General features: G+C 62.9%; 16 protein-coding genes. 5 read left to right on the top strand and 11 right to left on the bottom strand.

Annotated features, from left to right (window positions below; translation table 11 throughout):
- Window positions 1-10: 10 nt before the first annotated feature.
- Together epsC and L0U82_RS21450 are read right to left on the bottom strand one after the other, a co-directional pair.
- Entirely contained in the window at window positions 11-937 is a 927-nt protein-coding gene (epsC, locus tag L0U82_RS21455; RefSeq protein ID WP_233834303.1) for a serine O-acetyltransferase EpsC, read from the bottom strand.
- Window positions 938-1,106: 169 nt separating this feature from the next.
- On the bottom strand, window positions 1,107-1,340 hold the full coding sequence (locus L0U82_RS21450; RefSeq protein WP_233834301.1) for a hypothetical protein: 234 nt from the start codon (window positions 1,338-1,340) through the stop codon (window positions 1,107-1,109).
- Between the two features lie 332 nt (window positions 1,341-1,672).
- Between L0U82_RS21450 and L0U82_RS21445 the strand changes: the two genes are divergently transcribed.
- Window positions 1,673-2,125 carry a DUF3005 domain-containing protein gene (locus L0U82_RS21445; protein ID WP_233834299.1) on the top strand — a complete coding sequence of 151 codons (453 nt, stop codon included), beginning with the start codon at window positions 1,673-1,675 and terminating at the stop codon, window positions 2,123-2,125.
- A gap of 200 nt (window positions 2,126-2,325) precedes the next feature.
- Here the strand turns inward: L0U82_RS21445 and araD are convergent, their stop codons facing one another.
- The 7 genes from araD to L0U82_RS21410 all read right to left on the bottom strand — a co-directional run bounded on the left by araD (window position 2,326) and on the right by L0U82_RS21410 (window position 10,441).
- Window positions 2,326-4,098: an L-arabinonate dehydratase gene (gene araD / locus L0U82_RS21440; RefSeq protein WP_233834298.1), complete on the bottom strand. Its 1,773-nt coding sequence runs from the start codon at window positions 4,096-4,098 to the stop codon at window positions 2,326-2,328.
- Window positions 4,099-4,128: 30 nt separating this feature from the next.
- The gene (locus tag L0U82_RS21435; protein WP_233834296.1) at window positions 4,129-4,998 is read right to left on the bottom strand and encodes an ABC transporter permease; all 870 of its coding nucleotides are present in this window, start codon (window positions 4,996-4,998) and stop codon (window positions 4,129-4,131) included.
- Window positions 4,998-5,885: an ABC transporter permease gene (locus L0U82_RS21430; protein ID WP_233834294.1), complete on the bottom strand. Its 888-nt coding sequence runs from the start codon at window positions 5,883-5,885 to the stop codon at window positions 4,998-5,000. The genes L0U82_RS21435 and L0U82_RS21430 overlap by 1 nt, the downstream gene beginning before the upstream one ends.
- A complete protein-coding gene (locus tag L0U82_RS21425) occupies window positions 5,882-6,961 on the bottom strand; it encodes an ABC transporter ATP-binding protein (RefSeq protein WP_233834293.1) in 1,080 nt (359 codons plus the stop codon). Before L0U82_RS21425 ends, L0U82_RS21430 begins: the two co-directional genes overlap by 4 nt.
- A 64-nt stretch (window positions 6,962-7,025) precedes the next feature.
- Window positions 7,026-8,195, bottom strand: a complete 1,170-nt coding sequence (locus tag L0U82_RS21420) for an extracellular solute-binding protein (protein WP_233834291.1) — start codon at window positions 8,193-8,195, stop codon at window positions 7,026-7,028.
- 324 nt (window positions 8,196-8,519) lie between these two features.
- The gene (locus tag L0U82_RS21415; RefSeq protein WP_233834289.1) at window positions 8,520-9,476 is read right to left on the bottom strand and encodes an SMP-30/gluconolactonase/LRE family protein; all 957 of its coding nucleotides are present in this window, start codon (window positions 9,474-9,476) and stop codon (window positions 8,520-8,522) included.
- Entirely contained in the window at window positions 9,473-10,441 is a 969-nt protein-coding gene (locus L0U82_RS21410; RefSeq protein ID WP_233834288.1) for a dihydrodipicolinate synthase family protein, read from the bottom strand. Before L0U82_RS21410 ends, L0U82_RS21415 begins: the two co-directional genes overlap by 4 nt.
- Window positions 10,442-11,008: 567 nt before the next feature.
- Here L0U82_RS21410 and L0U82_RS21405 point away from each other — a divergent pair.
- On the top strand, window positions 11,009-11,713 hold the full coding sequence (locus L0U82_RS21405) for a helix-turn-helix transcriptional regulator (protein WP_233834286.1): 705 nt from the start codon (window positions 11,009-11,011) through the stop codon (window positions 11,711-11,713).
- Here the strand turns inward: L0U82_RS21405 and L0U82_RS21400 are convergent.
- Window positions 11,697-12,014 carry an XRE family transcriptional regulator gene (locus L0U82_RS21400; protein ID WP_233834284.1) on the bottom strand — a complete coding sequence of 106 codons (318 nt, stop codon included), beginning with the start codon at window positions 12,012-12,014 and terminating at the stop codon, window positions 11,697-11,699. The genes L0U82_RS21405 and L0U82_RS21400 overlap by 17 nt on opposite strands.
- A gap of 153 nt (window positions 12,015-12,167) precedes the next feature.
- Here L0U82_RS21400 and L0U82_RS21395 point away from each other — a divergent pair, with 153 nt between their 5' ends.
- On the top strand, window positions 12,168-12,761 hold the full coding sequence (locus L0U82_RS21395) for an acyl-homoserine-lactone synthase (protein WP_233834282.1): 594 nt from the start codon (window positions 12,168-12,170) through the stop codon (window positions 12,759-12,761).
- Window positions 12,762-12,907: 146 nt separating this feature from the next.
- On the opposite strand, the gene L0U82_RS21390 is transcribed toward L0U82_RS21395, so the two are convergent.
- Window positions 12,908-13,597, bottom strand: a complete 690-nt coding sequence (locus L0U82_RS21390) for a FadR/GntR family transcriptional regulator (protein ID WP_233834281.1) — start codon at window positions 13,595-13,597, stop codon at window positions 12,908-12,910.
- Window positions 13,598-13,870: 273 nt separating this feature from the next.
- On the opposite strand from L0U82_RS21390, the gene L0U82_RS21385 reads away from it, so the two are divergent.
- Both L0U82_RS21385 and L0U82_RS21380 read left to right on the top strand, forming a co-directional pair.
- A complete protein-coding gene (locus tag L0U82_RS21385; protein WP_233834280.1) occupies window positions 13,871-14,338 on the top strand; it encodes a universal stress protein in 468 nt (155 codons plus the stop codon).
- Window positions 14,339-14,758: 420 nt separating this feature from the next.
- The gene (locus tag L0U82_RS21380; protein ID WP_233834278.1) at window positions 14,759-15,415 is read left to right on the top strand and encodes a helix-turn-helix domain-containing protein; all 657 of its coding nucleotides are present in this window, start codon (window positions 14,759-14,761) and stop codon (window positions 15,413-15,415) included.
- The last annotated feature ends 23 nt before the right edge of the window (window positions 15,416-15,438 follow it).

The raw sequence follows: 15,438 nt of genomic DNA, 5'->3' as shown, positions 1-15,438 counted from the left end.
AAGCGGCGTATCACTTCGGCCCCTCGGCCGCGCGCTCGCCTTCGCGGATCTTGCCTTGCGACACGCTGCTGCCCGGCGGCACGCTATGCGTGAGCCACACATTGCCGCCAATCACCGAGCCGCGCCCGATCGTCACGCGTCCCAGGATCGTCGCGCCCGCATAGATCACGACGTCGTCCTCGACGATCGGATGCCGCGCATTGCCCTTGATCAGCGCCCCGTCCTCATCGGCCGCGAAGCTCTTTGCGCCGAGCGTCACCGCTTGATACACACGCACGCGCTCGCCGATGATCGCGGTCTCGCCGATCACGACGCCGGTGCCATGGTCGATAAAGAAGCTCGGGCCGATCGTAGCGCCTGGGTGAATATCGATGCCGGTCGCCGAATGCGCGATCTCATTGATAAAGCGCGCGAGCAGCGGCACACCGAGGCGATGCAGCGCATGCGCAAGACGGTGATGCGTCATTGCCCATACGCCCGGATAGCACAGCAGGATTTCGGTGATGTGCTGCGCGGCGGGGTCGCCGGTGAACGCCGCCTGAATGTCGCTGACAAGCAGTGCACGAATGCCCGGCAGCTGCTGCGCGAATTCGCGCGCCACCGCGAACGCGCGCTCCCGCAACTCGGCATCCGGCGTCGCGCCGAACTCGGGCAGAAAGCGCAGCGCGCGGCGAATCTGTTCGGCGAGCAGACGCAATGTGCTTTCGAGGATATGGCCGACGTAGTAGTCGACGGTCTCGTCAGTCAGATCGGGCGCGCCGTAATGCGTCGGGAACAGCGCCGCGCGCAGGCCGGTCACGATGTTGACCACGGCCTCGCGCGACGGCAATTCACGAATGCCAAGCGGATGCCGCGTGCGATGCAACTGTTCGCGCGACGCGCGCAGGTCCGCGACGATCTGTTCGAGGCCCCAGTTCTGGGTAGGCACGTTGGACATAGGGAACGGCGCCGTGCGTCGAGCACGGTTCGAAGTGGTTACGCGCAGAGATTACCGCGTTTTATCGTGGCTCGCGCGGCATGGCGCGATCAGCCGAATGGGTGGCATGGGCCGGTGGAGCGATGCGGCGTGCGCGCTAACCGAGCCACGCACCGCGTTCGTCCGCTCTTCAGATGGTCACGCTGCTCGCATCGATCCAGCGCACGGCCCAGTCGCGCGCGTGCGCGATCGCGGCGGCCTCGTCGGAAAAGCGCAAGTCGGTGGGGAAAAAACGGTTGGCGACCAGTTCGCCGTCGCTCGAGCGCGAGATCACCACATACGGCTGCCACGAGCCGTCGCCCGTGCGCGCCGGTTCACAATTCAACAGATAGCCGCGATGTGTAAATGCAGCATCAAAGTGCATGTGTCACCCGCCCCTGACAGCCCCGTAACATGTTTTCAGTCGCGCGGCCATTTTGTTGTTCGTTATTTCCGACCATAGTGGAACGGGTCGGAGCATGTCGTCAATTTAACCGCGCATCGCTCGCCGGAGTAAGATCATACTCTGTAGAAAATGCTCGTCCATTAAAAAAAACGAAAAGAAACCCGGACGCAATCGTCAATCAATCGCAAACGGAAACGCGGGTCGCAACAGCACGGCTTTGATGCGATTCGCGACTGCTGGACAGAGAGGCGCCGTGCCACCCGGAACGGCTTTTGCTGACTTCAACCATGTCCTCTTCAGGAGAATGCACGATGAACAGCGCGATCACCAGGCCAGAAAACGCCGGCACCCAACCGGACCGGAAGGACCCGCTCACCACGGACCTGCACAACGACCGCACCCACGACAGCACTGTCGATACCGACGGCAAGAACCACGAAGCCGCGCGTATCGCGGGGCACAGCCCGATCTCGCCCGACGAGATCACCACCAGCAACGCGACGCTGGACAACAGCGTGCCCGAGGCGCTCGACGGCATGGCCGGCTTCGATAGCCGGGTCGGCGGCAATCATCTGCTGCTTGCGCTCACGCCGGGGTATGCGGTGGTCGACAAGGGCATGGCCGAGCCGCAAGGTGTGTATTCAGCCGATCATCAGTACGACGACCCGCGTCCGGTGGGGCAACGCCGGGACCGTGGCCGTATCCACTACGCGCTCAATCATTTACGGCCCACGCGCGTGATCGAATTACATCGGCTGAAATAAGCATGCCCGCGGTTCTCGCGCGGCGAGCCCGGCGTTTGAAACACCGGGTTTATTCCTAATAATCAGTAAATAACGCCGCACGCACCGTTTCAATTTCGGTGCGTGCTTTGCCTTGTTTATCTTTGACTGGTTACTTCAACGGCATCGCGGATAAAAAATATCGTGCTGATCCGACAATCCACGTGACGGCCGATTTAGCTTCAGTGAATCTCCGGCTCGTCCGCATGGCCGTCCTTCGTTGGATGCGCCGCCTGCGCTACGGCGTCGCGCGCGCCGCCGTCACGTTGCAGAAAATCAAAGTCGCAGCCCAGGTCCGCCTGCAACACATGCGCTTGATGCAGCGCGCCATAGCCGCGCTCGAAGCGCGGCGCCGGTTTGACCCACGCGGCCTTGCGGCGCGCGAGTTCATCGTCGGATACGAGCAGGTTCAGCGCGCGGCGCGGCACATCGAGTTCGATCAGATCGCCGCTTTGCACCAGAGCAAGCGGGCCGCCGACGAACGATTCCGGCGCGACATGCAGCACGCACGCGCCGTAGCTCGTGCCGCTCATCCGCGCATCCGAGATGCGCACCATATCGCGCACACCCTTTTGCAGCAGCTTGCGCGGAATCGGCAACTGCCCCCACTCGGGCATCCCCGCACCGACCGGCCCCGCATGCTGCAGCACGAGCACGCAGGTCTCGTCGATATCGAGCGCGTCGTCGTCGATACGCGCGGCCATATCGTTGTAGTCGCTGAACACGACCGCGCGGCCGGTATGCACGAGTAGATGCGGCTCGGCGGCACCGGGTTTGATCACCGCGCCGGCGGGCGCGAGATTGCCGCGTAGCACCGCCAGGCTGCTATGCGGCAGCAGCGGTTTGTCGCGGCGGCGAATCACCTCGTCGTTGAAAATCTGCGCGCCTTCGAGGTTTTCGCCGAGCGTGCGGCCATTGACGGTCTTCTGCGATCGATCGATCAACTCGCCGAGTTCCGCGAGCAGCGCGCGCAGGCCGCCCGCGTAGAAAAAGTCTTCCATCAGATACGCGCCGGTCGGCCGGATATTCGCGAGGACCGGCGTGCGGCGCGCGATCTCGTCGAAGCGATCGGGCGTCAACGCGATACCCGCGCGCCGCGCGACCGCGATCATATGGACGACCGCATTGGTCGAGCCGGACAGCGCGACGCAGGTCGTCACCGCGTTATCGACCGCCGCGGCCGTCAGCAGGTCCGATGGCTTCAGATCCTCCCACACCATCTCGACGATGCGCATGCCGGTCTTCGCGGCGAACTGCGCATGACGCGAATCCGGTGCCGGGATCGACGCGAAACCCGGCAGCGTAAAGCCGAGCGCTTCGGCCGCGCTCGTCATCGTCGATGCGGTGCCCATCGTCATGCAGTGGCCCGGCGAGCGTGCAATGCCGCCTTCGATGCCGCTCCAGTCGTCCTGCGTAATCGTGCCGGCGCGCAGTTCGGCCCAGTACTTCCACGAGTCGGAGCCGGAGCCGAGCGTCACGCCGTTCCAGTTGCCGCGCAGCATCGGCCCGGCGGGCAGAAAGATCGCCGGCAGATCCATCGAGATCGCGCCCATCAGCAGCGCGGGCGTGGTCTTGTCGCAGCCGCCCATCAGCACCGCGCCATCGACGGGATACGAGCGCAGCGTTTCCTCCGCCTCCATCGCAAGGAAGTTGCGATACAGCATCGTGGTGGGCTTCTGGAACGGCTCGGAAAGCGTCTGCACCGGCAACTCGATCGGAAAGCCGCCGGCCTGCCAGATGCCCCGCTTCACTTCCTCCACGCGCTGCGCGAAATGCGTGTGGCACGGGCTGATCTCGCTCCATGTATTGAGAATCGCGATGACCGGCTTGCCCGCATATTCTTCACGGCTATAGCCCATCTGCGCGGTGCGCGAACGATGTCCGAACGAACGCAGATCGTTCACGCCATACCAGCGATGGCTGCGTAATTCCTCGGGGGTCTTTCTTTTCGTCAACGTCTGCTCCAGGGTATCGCCGAATGCGCGTCAGTGCCGTTCTTCCTTCACGCGCGAGACGATCTGCGTCGGGCTCACGAATTGCAGCGCGATCAGCACCCAGATCAGCGTAATCGCCATATAGATCATCGCCATCGCATCGATCGACTGCGGAGCGCGCACGCCGGTTGAAAATACAGCGTAGTACAACGCAACCACCAGAGTTTGGGTCGCGGGACCGGCTGTAAAGAACGTCAGCTCGAACATGCCGATCGTGCGCACCAGCACGAGCAGCCCAGCCGCAAGCATACCGGGCACCAGCAGCGGCAGCAGCACATAACGGAAATAACGCAGCGTATTGGCGCCGAAAATACGCGCGGCCGACTCCAGATTCGGGTCGATCTGTTCGATAAACGGCGTCATCACCAGAATCACGAACGGCAACGCCGGCACGAGGTTGGCGAGAATCACCCCCCACAACGTGCCGGCGAGCCCGACCTTGTACATTACGGTCGCCATCGGAATGCCGTAGGTGACGGGCGGTACCATCAACGGCAACAGGAAGATCAGCATCGCGATGCGTTTGCCGCGAAATTGCACGCGCGCGAGCGCATATGCGGCCGGCACGCCGAGTGCGATCGACAGCAGCACCACCGCGCCGACCACCTGCACGGTCACCCATAGCACGCTGGCCAGCTGGAAATCGCTCCATGCCTGCGCGTACCAGTGCAGCGTAAAGCCTTGCGGCAACGCGGTGCCGAACCAGCGCGTCGCAATCGAATTGACCGCGACGGTCGCGATCAGCAGCACGACGTTGATCAGGAAGAACGCCATCACCGCCCATACCAGCACCTGCCAGATACGGCCGGCGATGCTGGCGTGCTGGCGTGCATGCCGCGCCGGTTGATGATCGGTCGTCATCAGCCTTTGCCTCCGGTGGCGGGGCCGCGATAGAACCAGCGGCGCGCGCCGAGCAGCGCGGCGACCACGATCAGTTGCACGAAGCCCATCACCATCGCGATCGCCGACGCAAGCGAATAATCGTAGCTTTCGAACGCGGCTTCGGCGGCGGCAATCGACATCACGCGCGTCGGCCCGGCGGGCGCACCCAGCAGCACCGCCGACGGAAACACCGAGAACGCCTGCACGAACGACAGACACGCGGCCATCGTCAGCCCCGGTACCAGCAGCGGAAAATAGATGCGGCGAAACTGCTGCCACGGACTCGCGCCGAGCGTGGCCGCCGCGCTCGCGAGCGTCGGGTCGATGCCGGTCACGTACGACAGCGTCAATAGAAACGCAAACGGAAACCCCGACACGATCAACGACAACAGCACGCCGGTGAAGTTATGCGTGAGGCGCACCTCCCGCGTGTACAGATGCAGCGCCTGCAATGCCTGCGGCAGCCAGCCGTGCGGGCCGAAATAGGTGAGCATGCCATCGGCGATCAGCACCGTGCCGAGCGTGACCGGAATCACCAGCAACGTCGTGACGATCTTCTGATAGCGCGAATAGCGGCGCAGCGCGAACGCGACCGGCACCGACACGCCGACGTTGATCAGCGTCGCGGGCACCGCGAGCTTCAGCGTGACGAGGATCGTCGGCCACATCGACATATCGGTGAAGAATGTCAGATAGTTGGCCCATACGCTGCCGCCGTTCATCGGCCGGAACGACAGCGCGAGACCATAGGCGAACGGATAGATGAATAGCGCGACGATAAACAGCAGCGCGGGCGTGACGAGCCATGCCTTCGCGTCGCGTGGCGCTCGCGGTGTCAGCGGTGGCGACAGCGTCGGCGTATTCATGCGGCCTCGGCTTCGTAGACCAGCACGCACGACGGCCGCACGCGCAGGCTGATGCGCTCGCCTTGCACGAATTCGCCGCTCACACGTGCCCATACGTCGCCAAATGAGGTCTTTACGCGCAGCAGCGAATCGTGGCCGCCGTATTCGACCGCGTCGATCAACGCGTCGAAGGTATTGTCCGCGCCGGGCTCGGCACGCTCCATGTCTTCGGGGCGCAGCGCGACGCTGACGCGTTTGCTGTCGAAGCCCGCCATCGGCGTGCCGACGAGCCGCACGCCGTCCGCGCTGACGATCACGCCATCGCCCTGGGTGCCTTCGAGCGTGAATTCGGCCACGTTGCGATAACCCATGAAACGCGCGACATGCAGATTGCGCGGCCGCGTATAGACCTCTTTCGGCGTCGCGACCTGCTGCACGACGCCCTCCTTCATCACGACGATGCGATCCGCCATCGACAGCGCTTCATCCTGATCGTGCGTGACATAGAGCGTTGCGCGTTCGAGCTGCGTATGAATGCGGCGAATCTCCGCGCGCATTTCGATACGCAATTTGGTGTCGAGATTCGACAGCGGCTCGTCCATCAGAATCAGCGGCGGCTCGATCACGATTGCACGTGCAATCGCGACGCGCTGCTGCTGACCGCCGGATAGCTGGCCGGGCAGTTTGTGTTCATGGCCGACCAGTTGCACGAGTTGCAATGCGTCGCGGGCGCGGCGCGCGATTTCGCTTTTGCCGACGCCGCGCATCTTCAGCCCGAAACCGACGTTGTCGAGCACGCTCATATGCGGGAACAGCGCGTAGTTCTGGAACACCATGCCGAAGCCGCGCTTCTCCGGCGGCAGCACGTCGATACGCCGGTCGTCGAGCCAGATGCCACCGCCGGTGAGCGGCTGCAAGCCGGCGATGCAATTGAGCGCCGTCGACTTGCCGCAGCCCGACGGCCCGAGCAACGCGATAAATTCACCACGCCGGATCGTCAGATCGAGGCCTCGTAGCGCCGCAATCGCGTGGCCTTGCGCATTCATGAAACTGCGGCTCACCGAATCGAGCCGCAATTGCTCAAAGTGATGCTTCATGGCGGTTTCCTGATCCGCGTGGCGCAACGGATGTTGCGAGGTGCCGTGAACGCGACGGCAAAACCTAGCGGGTCTTCTGCGCGCCGACGTCGCTATCCCACTTCTTGAAAGCCGCGACCATCGCGGCCGCATTAAGCGGCAACGCATGCGGATGATCGGCCAGCATCTTCGCGTACTCAGGCCGGCCATACTTCTGCAGCACCTCCTGGCTATGCGCGGGTGCCTGTTCGACGGTCACGCCTTTGATCGCCGGGCCCGGATAGAAATAACCGTCGTCGTAGGTCAACGCCTGCTGCGCCGGCTCCAGCATGAAGTTCATCATCTTGTACAGCACGTCGAGCTTTTCTTTCGGCACGCCCTTTGGAATCACCATGTAGTGCGCGTCGTTGACCCACGTCATATTGTCGAACGGCTGCACGCGGAATTCGGCCGGCACGATGCCGAGCGCGCGCGGATTGATGTCCCAGCCCGTCACGGTCACCGTCATATCGCGGGTGCCCTCGCCGAGTTCCTTCATCACCGCGGCGGTGCCGCCCGGATAGTACGGAATGCAATCGTTGAGCTGCTTCAGAAACGCCCACGTTTTATCCCAGCCATGCACCGGATCCTGCGGATCCTTATCGCCGAGGATGTAGGGCAAGCCCATCAGGAACGTGCGCCCCGGACCGGAATTCGCCGGCCGCGCGTAGATCAGCTTGTCGGGATGCGCCTTGCACCATTGCAGCAATTGCTCGGGCGTCTTCGGCGGATCGCTGACCTTGGCTGGGTTGTATTCGAGCAGCGGACCGGCCGGCATATAGGCGACTTCGAGCCCATAACCTTGGGCGAGATCCTGCATCTTGCGCGGGCCGGGTGCGTATTTATCGAGCACGCCGGGGAACTGCGCCGCATTGTCGGGCAGCAGCTTGATCCACAGGTTCTGCTCGATGCCGGCCGCGAGCGCGTCGGTGCCGGTCAGCACGAGGTCGATATCGGAGCGGCCCGCGCCCTGCATCGCCTTGATCTTGCCGGGCAATTGAGGCGCGGGGGCATTCGTGAACGTGATGTTCGAGACGAGGTTCGGATACTTCGCCTTGAACGCCTCGAAACCTTTTTGCGTGAGTTGCAGATCGCCGGCCACGTCGACGATATTGATCGTGACCGGATCGGCCGCGTGCGCGATAGGGGTGAAAGCGGCGCTCGCCGCGATACATGCGGATACCAGCTTGAGCGACAACCTGTGCGAAACAGTCATTGCGTCTCCTCGCTTTTTGGTATGGAAGCCCGCCGCCTGGATGCGCCGCGGGCAGGGTCTTTCTACCAATGGAACATAGCGAAGCGCAACAGCCGATGTCAAGCAAATAGTCCTGGTCGCGTAGGGTGCGCGAAAGCAGCCTTTTTCAAGGAAAATCCTTGTCGCGCAATGGTTTGCATGGTGCATCCAGGGACAAACCCGAGCATGCGATGCGCGGACGGCGGACGTTGTCAGGCCAGCGGACGACTGGCTCGGTGAGGGCTTTACCGGCGGCGCCGGCGTCGGCCCGCTGCCGCCTCTGGAATGCAGGCCCGCTTCACGCGATCAACCGCCGCGCACACCCTGCGTATTCACATACAACGAATACAGCCCGTGGCTCGCGGCCATAAACAGCCGGTTGCGATGCCGGCCACCGAAGCACACGTTCGCGCAGCGTTCCGGCAATGCGATATGACCGAGCGGTTCACCTTGCGCGCTAAACACACGCACGCCGTCGAGCTCATCGGTGCCCATTCCCCAACCGCACCACAGGTTGCCATGCACATCGACGCGGAAGCCGTCCGGCGTGCCCGGGCCCGCATCGATCAGCACGCGATTGTTCGACAGCGGCGCGCCGTTGCCCTTGCCTTTACCGTCGGTGGCGACGTCGAACACGCGGATCTTGCGCGGCTCGCCGCGCGATTCGACGATATACAGCAACGATTCATCCGGCGAGAACGCGAGGCCATTCGGGCCGAGTATGTCGTCGGCGACCATCGTGACTTCACCCGATTGGCCGTCGACCCGATACACGCAGGCCTTCAATTCCGATTCCTGGCGCTCGCCTTCGTAGAAGCTGTCGATGCCGAAGGTCGGATCGGTGAACCAGATCGAGCCATCCGATTTGACGACCACGTCGTTCGGCGAATTAAAGCGCTTGCCCTGATAGCGGTCGGCTAGCACGGTGATCGAGCCGTCGTATTCGGTGCGTGTAACGCGCCGAGTCAGATGCTCGCAGCTGACGAGACGCCCTTCGCGATCGCGCGTATGGCCATTTGCATTGTTCGACGACTGGCGGAACGTGCTGACCGCGCCGGTCGTTTCGTCCCAGCGCAGAATGCGGTCGTTCGGAATGTCGCTCCATAGCAGATAGCGGCCGTCGCCGAACCACACGGGCCCTTCCGACCAGCGCGTGCCCTGGTACAGACACTCGACGGATGCGGACGCGAGAATCAGCGGCTTGAAGCGCGGATCGAATACGCGGATGGACGGATCGGGATAACGTCGGCTGTCGTTGGTCATGCGGGTGCCTGGGTGTCGGAGAGGTTCGGATGGGATTGCGCGAATTCGCGTTCGAGCGCGAGCAGCGTTTGCGCGGCGTGCGCGATCTTCGCATGATGCTCGGGCGGCGTCGAACTGAGCAACGGCAGCAGCGGGCCCATCGCGGCGATGCCCGAGAAGCTCACCGCATCGTGGAGCACGCGAATCAGCGAGATCTGTTCGCGCAGCGTTTCGAGCGGCAGGAATGCTTCGTATAGACGTTGGGCGGTGGCTTCGTTGCCTTGCTTGCCCTGGACCACGCGCAGCAACGCCATCGCCATGCGCGGCGCGATGCAGCAGGATCCGGTGGTCCACGCGGCCAGACCGAACTCGCGCAGATGCACGAGCGCCGGCCGCTCGCCCATGCCCGATACGATTTTCGCGGCCGGCACCTGTTGCAGCAGCCGGCGCAGATACGGGTCGTGAGAGGGATCGTCGCGCGCGATCGCGTATTTGATTGCGCTTAGCGTGCCGCGCTCGACCAGCCGCGCAAGCGTATCGACCTCCACGTAGTTTTCGCTCTTCACATACAGCGTGAGCGGCATCCCCGCCGTATCCGCGATGCGGGCAAGCCCCGCCGCCACGCCCTCGGATGTCGTGAAACCGCCGAGCGGCAGCACCATTGCGGTCCGGTAACGCGTTTGCGCGAGGATGCGCGCCTGATCCAGCATCTTGCCGTAGTCGGGACCGATCGCCGGAATCACGCGAGTCGCGGGGCCCGCAGCCTCGGCGAGAAGATCGAGCAATTCGCGGTATTCGCTCGGCGCGACGTGATAGAGGTTCGCGTTGCCGCCGTATAGCAGCGTACGCACGCCGCCGGCCTCGATATGGCGGATCAGCGCACGATTCTGCGCGGCGTCGAGCGTGTAATCGGCGCGGCGCGCGAGGGGCGGCACGGCCATGACCGACGCGGCGAATTCATCGGCGTTGAGCGGAGATTCGTTCATGGTGGTCCACGCAGGGGCGCGCGAGGCGGGAGTTGCACGGTAGCATCGGCGTTCCGATGTCGTCAAACAACCTGGACCCGGAGCGGCATCCAACCGCCCCCCATCGGCAGATGCAAAGTTGAGATAGGTCTGTCTTAATTTCGTATGACAATAGCGGCTGAGGGCAACACACGGGGCGCTCGCCGCAGCCGCTTTTCAGGGCATAACCGGCCGGTCGGGCAATAATCCGCTTTACAGATAATCGAACGCTGACGATTAATAAAAGAGAGGATGGCCATAATGCTGTCAATAACGCGCATTAACATGCGGCGCCCGCCGACGATTAGCCTTTTCAATGACGCGCGAATCCTGGGCAAGCTAAGAAAAGTATTTCGGTTCGCCGAACGCTGACCGACATATTGCGGTTTTCGCCTGCTGCACAGGGATTTGCAGCATTGCGAAACCGTTTTTTAGTGATAGATTATGCGGATAAAACGGGCGGTCGAAATACCGACCTGCGATTAACCGTAAATGGCACGTTTGCGAGCCTGAGAGAGCCAAAAATTGTCGCTACATTTTATCGAGCAGATGGCACCGCTGCTGGACGCTGCCGACGAGACGGAATGGTTTGGCGCGATCGCGGGCCTTGCCGACACATGGGGATTCGACAGAATCCTGGTCGCGATGCTGCCGCGCCCCACCATGCGTCTGGAGGATGCTTACCTGCGCAGCACCTATGCGCCGGCATGGCGCCAGATGTATGACGAGGAAGGCATGGCCCACTACGACCCGACGGTCGCGCATTGCCTGTCGCACTCCGCGCCGCTGATCTGGACGCCAGACATCTGCTCCAGCAAGGAGCAGCGGTCGCTTTTCGAGGAAGCGCGCTCATACGGCCTGCGCTCCGGCGTATCGCTGCCGATTCACGGGCCGAATCAGGAAGCCGGCATGATGTGCTTCGTCAACGAGAGCAATCTGTCCGACAAGTTTCAGCGCCATGTCAACTCGGCGTTGCCGAACCTCGTGTTGTTGCGCGATCTCGTGATCGACACCAGTCAGCGGCATCTGAACACGCATGCCAAGACGGTATTGCCGAAGTTGACGCCGCGCGAACGCGAATGCCTGAAATGGACCGCACGCGGCAAATCCACCTGGGAGATCTCCCACATCCTGAGCTGCTCGGAAGCCGTGGTGAACTTCCATATGAAAAACATCAGGACGAAATTCGGGGTGAATTCGCGACGTGCGGCAGCCGTGATCGCGGCTCAGCTCGGGCTTATTGACCCGGGTTGAGCAGCGCGGCGGCGTCGCGGCTGTACATCACGCGTTCGGCGCGCCCCAGGTCGGCGTCGGAAACCGTCTTCGTGAAATACAGACCCAGCAAAATCGACACCGGCGCCGGAATCTCAGCGCCCGATTCGAAGCGGCTGCCGCGCGACTGCGTGACGCCGAAACGCGCCCAGAAGCGACGTTGGCTCTCTTTTTTCTTTTTGCGGTAAGCGATGATCAGAACACGGTCCACAGCCGTGGAAACCTCCGCCGGACGCGACTGGAGCGGAGTTTGCGGTTGCCAGTGATTGTCGAGAAGTTCCATTTTCGAGCCTTGTAGGTTATGGGCGGATACGTGTTCGAATTCTGCTTTACCCGATAAGCATGCACACCTATCCAGGTAGGTAGGTGGCAGAGAGATTCAAAATGCATAAGTTTTCCAGCGTATTGGCAACCCCAACACGTTCAGGAGAACGTCATGCAAACTACGATCCGTATTGGAATGCGTCAGGAATTTGACAACGAACTCATCAACGAGATGTACCGCCTGCGGGCGCGGGTATTTCACGGCCGGCTCGGCTGGGAAATCCCGACTATCGCGGGAATGGAGATCGACGGCTACGACGCGCTCGGCCCGCACTACATGCTGATTCAGGACGAAGATCAGCGCTTGCGCGGCTGCTGGCGGCTGATGCCGACCGAAGGCCCCAACATGCTGAAGGACACCTTCCCGCAACTGCTGCACGGCGCGGCGGCGCCGGTCGGGCGGCATATCTGGGAGCTGAGCCGGTGGGCGATCGAAACCGGCGGTGAGGGACAGTCATTCGGCTTCACGGACATGACGATCCGCGCGATCCAGGAAGTCATGCGATTCGCGCAGCGCATGGGTATCACACACTACGTGACGGTGACGACTACACCGATCGAACGGATGCTGCGGCGGGCCGGGCTCGATATCAGCCGGCTTGGCGAGCCGCTGCAGATCGGCGTGGAACGGGCGGTGGCACTCGATGTCGCGGTGAGCGCGAAGACGCTGACTTCGCTGTTCGGACCGGTTGCCGCTGCGGCCTGACGGACGGCGTCACGGCCTGGTGAGCAGGTCGCGGGTCGATCCCAGGTCGGTCACAACAGCCTTGCGATCCGATTTGCGGCCTGTCTGGCCAGCGGCGGTTCAGCAGCGTCAGTAGCAGTAGCAGCGGCGAACCGCGGGGAGCGGACTCAGGACCCGAACATCCGCTCGAGCGCATTTTCGAGATGCGAGCGCATCGCCGCGCCCGCGGCCGCCGCGTCCTTGCGGCGGATCGCGTCGAGCACGGCCATATGCTCGGCCTGCACGAGCCGCTGCCGCTCGATCGTCTTCACGAGCGACAGGTTGCGCGACAGATTCATGCTGAACACGATCTGCTCTTCGATAAACGACATCACCGTGATGAAAAACGGGTTTTTCGACGCGCGCGCGACCGCGAGGTGGAACATGAAGTCGTCTTTCGCGCCAATCCCCTGCGCCTCGATGATCCGCTCCAGCTCGTCCCACGCATGCTGGATCGCGGCGATGTCGTCGGCATCGGCCTTCAGCGCGGCGTGGGCGGCCGCGCCCGCCTCGGTCACGATGCGAAATTCGTAGCAGCGGCGGATATCGGACAGCGTTTCGAGCGGCGCGAACCGGCGCACGTCCGGATCGGGCCGCCGGGCGACGGTCGTGCCCGAGCCGTGCCGCGTCGAGATGATGCCGTCCGCCCGCAGCCGCGCAAGCGCTTCGCGCACAGTCGGTCGCGACGTCGCGAAACGCTCGGCAAGCGCATGCTCGGTCGGCAAGCGTTCGCCTTCCTTGTACTCGCCTTCGAGAATGCGGTTGAGAATGTCGCTGTAAATCTGGTCGGGCAAGCCCTTGATTTTGCGGTCGTTCATCAGCGGACTGGGCAGCTTGTCTGAATATGGCGTGATTGTAAGGCCAACCCTGTTCGCCCCAGCAAACTTATGCACCCAGGATTGCCCGTGAAGGCCGCCATCACGCTGTCCGGCAGCTGCACGCTATTCCGGGAAAATTTGGCAAAAGTTTGATTTACATCCTGGTCGAATACATCTTTTCCGGCGATCATCTAAGCTTCGCTGGTACAAAAGATCAATAAACCCTGCCGCAACAATAGTCACGGTAGGCGCACTTTCAGACGCGGAGTCGATATGTACACACGCATCCTTGTCGCGGTCGACGGCAGCAACACGTCGCGTCGCGCGTTCGAAGCGGCGCTTGATCTCGCCAAATCCAACGGCGCGGTTCTGCGGCCTTTCTATGTCGTCGAAAACACGCCGATGTATTTCGAAGCGCCCGGCTACGATCCGACTATCCTGCGCGACCGGCTGGTCGAAGAAGGCAAGGAACTGCGCGCGGAGTTCTCGAAGGTGATGGCCGAACAGGGGGTCAAGGGCGACCCGGCAGTCGCCGAGGCATCGTCGCTCGGCGATGTGTCGGAGATCGTGCTGAAGGCCGCGGCCGAGTTCAACGCCGATCTGCTGGTGATGGGCACGCACGGCAGGCGCGGCTTCCAGCGGCTGATTCTCGGCAGCGTCGCCGAGCGCTGCGTGCGCCAGGCCACCCTTCCCGTGCTGCTGATCCCCTCCGCCGTGGGCACCGCGAAGGAGCCCGCCTGAGCTTTCGCAGCACGCGCCCCGCGCCCGGCAGCGCCCGATGCGCCGCCGGGCCGAAGCCGAATCACCCAACGTGAATCGCCTCGGCCGCCAAACGCATCAACCACGAACGTTGACGCAAACCGCGGCGGTTCATCGTTCCGCTCCCGCGCGAGTACGCTCCATCGCCCCGGATATCCGCTGACGGACGCGGCGCTTTGCCATCTGGCGCGCGCCATAGCGGATGGGACAATCCACCATTACTACGACAATCGCGCGCAGACCATGTCGACTCCTTCCGCTGTTATCCCTTCCATGATTCGTTCGCCCGGCGTAACAGAGGTGACGGAGCACCCCACCAGCGCGCCAGCCGCGCGTGTCAGCCGGCGGGCCGCGGCGCCACGCGCGGCTGCGCGTACCGCCGCGCGCTGTTCGAGCTGTTCGATGCGGCAGCTCTGCATGCCGCAGGGACTGTCGGCGGAGGAACTGCCGAAGCTCGAAACCTTGATCTGCTCGGCGCGCACGCTGCAGCGCGGCGAGGCGCTGTATCGTAGCGGCGACCATTTCGACAGCATCTACGCAGTGCGCTCAGGCTCGATGAAAACCGTGATGACCCATCGCGATGGCCGCGAGCAGGTCACCGGTTTGCGGCTTGCGGGCGAAGCCCTTGGGCTCGACGGCATCAGCACGGATGTCTATGCATGCAGCGCAGTCGCGCTGGAGGACAGCACCGTCTGCATCGTTCCGTACAGCGCGCTGAAGCTGCTGTGCCGCGAGATCAGCTCGATGCAGGAGCGCATGCACAAGCTGCTCGGCGCGCAGATCGTCAGCGAGGCCGCGCAGATGATGATGCTCGGTTCGCTATCCGCCGACGAACGCGTCGCGGCTTTCCTGCTCGACGTATCGCAGCGTAATGCGCAGCGCGGCTATTCGTGGTCGGAATTCAATCTGCGCATGACCCGCGAGGACATGGGCAGCTACCTCGGCATGACGCTTGAAACCGTGAGCCGCACCCTGTCAAGATTTCAAAAGCGCGGCCTGATCGACACGCAAGGCAAGCGCATCAGGATCGTCGATCTGGAAGGGCTGCGGCAGGTCTAGGCCGCTTCTGCACGGCGAGTGCT

This window comes from Paraburkholderia sp. ZP32-5, assembly GCF_021390495.1.
GTDB lineage: Bacteria > Pseudomonadota > Gammaproteobacteria > Burkholderiales > Burkholderiaceae > Paraburkholderia.
This window is presented reverse-complemented; position numbering and strand designations above follow the sequence as displayed.